This window comes from Oleiphilus sp. HI0079 (genome assembly GCF_001635105.1).
Genome location: NZ_LWFT01000635.1, coordinates 1 through 3,212 on the forward strand (window position 1 = coordinate 1; position 3,212 = coordinate 3,212).

Sequence of the window (3,212 nt, forward strand, 5' to 3'; positions counted from 1 at the left end):
CTAATCGGCACTTCCAGCTCATAGCATAAGCCATTTACATCAATCAAAGCCTGATGAGTCGTTTTAGCCTCAAGCAAACCTTTTATCTTTCCAATCATAATTAACTCACTCTACCGCGACGACTTTTTGAAGCACCGCTTATTCGAATTAGATTCTGCTGCATATGAGCATGACAAAGTGCGATCGCTAGCGCATCCGCTGCATCAGCCTGAGGATCTGCATTCAAGCCCAGCAGATGTACAACCATATGCTTCACCTGCGCTTTATCGGCCGAACCCTTGCCAACTAACGCCTGCTTAACTTTACGCGCAGCATATTCACTCGCTGGCAAGCCCATTATATTTGCTGCAACAAGCGCCGCTCCGCGGGCCTGACCAAGCTTTAATGCAGAATCTGCATTCCTCGCCATAAAGACGTCCTCGATTGCAAACTCATCGGGGTCATATTGCTGGATCAATTGCGTCACCCCACGATAAATAAGGCCCAACTTATCAGCCAAGGTATCGCCATTAACGCGGATACAACCACTCGCAATATAGGTGCTTTTGCCGGAGCGAAAATCAATCACGCCATAGCCGGTTAAGCGCGAACCTGGGTCAATACCTAAGATGACAGACATATAAATGCTCAACGGGATTTGCTTGGCAGTTTAAAAGCGCAGAAGTGTAAACGCCATTACATAACAGACAGGAGAGACGTCCAACGAAGCTTTTACAAAACAAACACGCACAAAAAAAGGGCTTTCGCCCTTTTAGTTCACTGCAGCCAGACGGAAAGGCTAGTCTAGCTGCACCATTACTTCGTCTGAAATATCTGCATTAGTGTAGACGTTTTGGACATCATCAAGGTCTTCTAGGACATCAATCAAGCGCAAAATTTTCTCCGCGCCGTCGAGATCAAGCTCTGCCTTAGTGGATGCGACCATCGCAATTTCTGATCGCTCGGCTTTCAACCCCTTTGCCAAAAGCGCCTCTTTGACTGATATAAAATCACCTGGAGCGGTAACCACCTCAAACGAACCATCCTCCTGCTCCGCAACATCTTCCGCCCCGGCTTCAAGAGCAGTTTCGAGAAGCAGATCCTCATCAACGCCCGCATCAAAGAGCAGTGAGCCTAGCTTGCTAAAAAGATAAGCTACGGAGCCGTCAGTGCCCAAATTGCCCCCAGCCTTACTGAAAGCATGACGCACTTCAGCCACTGTTCGATTACGATTGTCTGTCATGGCCTCGATTAAAACCGCCACACCACCGGGACCATAGCCTTCGTAGGTAAGCTCATCGTAGTTATCGCCTTCACCCCCGCCAGAGCCACGAGCAATCGCTTTGTCGACGGTGTCGCGCTTCATGTTCGCGCCAAGAGCTTTATCAACGACGGCGCGCAAACGGGGGTTGTCATCGATATTGCCGCCACCATCTTTGGCGGCGACTACCAGCTCTCGAATGATCTTAGTAAATACTTTTCCGCGCTTTGCATCTTGTGCCGCTTTTCGGTGGCGAATATTCGCCCATTTACTATGACCTGCCATAACGAATTATCCCTCTGAGCTTTCCTTCGCCTTCTCTGGAAGATTCAGTTTGATACTCAATTCACGAAGCTGCTTCTTATCCACTTCTCCAGGCGCTTTAGTCAATACATCTGTCGCGCTTTGAGTTTTCGGGAAAGCAATAACCTCGCGAATCGATGTCGCACCTGTCATTAGCATAACTAAGCGATCCAGACCGAAGGCCAAGCCGCCATGCGGCGGACAACCAAACTTCAGCGCGTCGAGCAAGAAGCCGAACTTCTCTCTCTGCTCGTCTGCATCGATTCCCAAAATGTCAAAAACGGTGCTTTGCATCTCGCCATCATGAATACGAATAGATCCACCACCAAGCTCGGTGCCGTTAAGTACCATATCGTACGCACGTGACAGCGCCTTTTCCGGCGCTGCACGTAACTCTTCAGGCGTACAAGATGGCGCTGTAAACGGATGGTGTATAGCCGTTAAGCCACCGCCGTCTAACTCTTCAAACATTGGGAAGTCCACAACCCACATCGGAGCCCACTCACAAGTGTAAAGATTGAGATCCTCACCAACTTTGCAGCGAAGCGCTCCGAGCGCCTCATTTACAACTTTCTCTTTATCAGCACCAAAAAAGACGATATCACCATTCGCTGCGCCCAACCGCTCCATAATGGCCAAAGCAACGTCTTCACCAAGAAACTTAACTATTGGAGACTGAAGGCCTTCCGCCCCTTTCTCTAGCTCATTAACCTTGATCCATGCCAAACCTTTCGCGCCGTAGATACCGACAAACTTGGTGTACTCATCTATTTTCTTTCGCGAGAGTTCAGCGCCGCCGCCAACCTTGAGTGCAGCTACACGCCCCTTAGGGTCTTTTGCAGGGCCAGCAAACACTTTAAAGTCGACACTCGCCATCAAATCCGCAACATCAACAATTTCTAATGGGATACGCAGGTCCGGCTTGTCACTTCCGTACTTACTCATTGCTTCGGAGTATGGCATTCGCGGAAACTCGCCCAAGTCTACACCTAGCAGCTCTTTAAACATGGAGCCGGCAAGCACCTCCATCTTACCCATAATCTCATCTTCAGACATGTAAGATGCCTCAACATCCACCTGAGTAAATTCAGGCTGACGATCAGCTCGAAGATCTTCGTCGCGGAAACATTTTGCAATTTGGTAGTAGCGATCAACACCAGACACCATCAATAGCTGCTTGAAAAGCTGAGGAGACTGAGGAAGCGCAAAAAAGTTTCCTGGGTGAGTTCGGCTTGGCACCAAATAATCACGCGCACCTTCTGGCGTCGCACGCGTTAGGATAGGCGTCTCAACATCCATGAAGCCTTCCTTATCCATAAAGTTACGGATAAAGTTTGTAACCTTAGAACGGAACATGAGTTTATTGAGCATCTCAGGACGGCGAAGATCCATGAAGCGATATTTAAGACGTGTTTCCTCACCAACATCTACATACTCATCAAGCGGAAACGGTGGCGTTTCTGCAGCGTTCAAAACCGTCAACTCTTTACCAAGAATCTCAATTTTACCGGTAGACATATTTTCGTTAATCGTGCCTTCAGGGCGGGCACGCACGAAACCTTTGATTTGCAGGACATACTCACTTCTTACTCTGTCTGCGGCAGCAAAGCTCTCCTCGGTATCCGGATCAAACACCACCTGAGCAATCCCTTCTCGATCGCGCATATCC

The 3,212-nt window shown here is 48.9% G+C and carries 4 protein-coding genes; all 4 read right to left on the reverse strand.

Annotated elements, in window-relative coordinates:
- On the reverse strand, positions 1–98 hold a 98-nt coding region (locus tag A3750_RS27320), incomplete at its 3' end, for an OB-fold domain-containing protein (protein ID WP_369819937.1).
- Positions 99–100: 2 nt separating this feature from the next.
- Complete coding sequence (ruvC, locus tag A3750_RS11485) at positions 101–619, reverse strand: crossover junction endodeoxyribonuclease RuvC (RefSeq protein WP_068458515.1); 519 nt, start codon at positions 617–619, stop codon at positions 101–103.
- A 159-nt stretch (positions 620–778) separates the two neighbouring features.
- Positions 779–1,525 carry a YebC/PmpR family DNA-binding transcriptional regulator gene (locus A3750_RS11490; protein ID WP_068458514.1) on the reverse strand — a complete coding sequence of 249 codons (747 nt, stop codon included), beginning with the start codon at positions 1,523–1,525 and terminating at the stop codon, positions 779–781.
- Between the two features lie 6 nt (positions 1,526–1,531).
- Positions 1,532–3,212 (reverse strand): aspartate--tRNA ligase (aspS, locus tag A3750_RS11495; protein ID WP_068548282.1); only part of this gene is annotated, 1,681 nt, incomplete at its 5' end.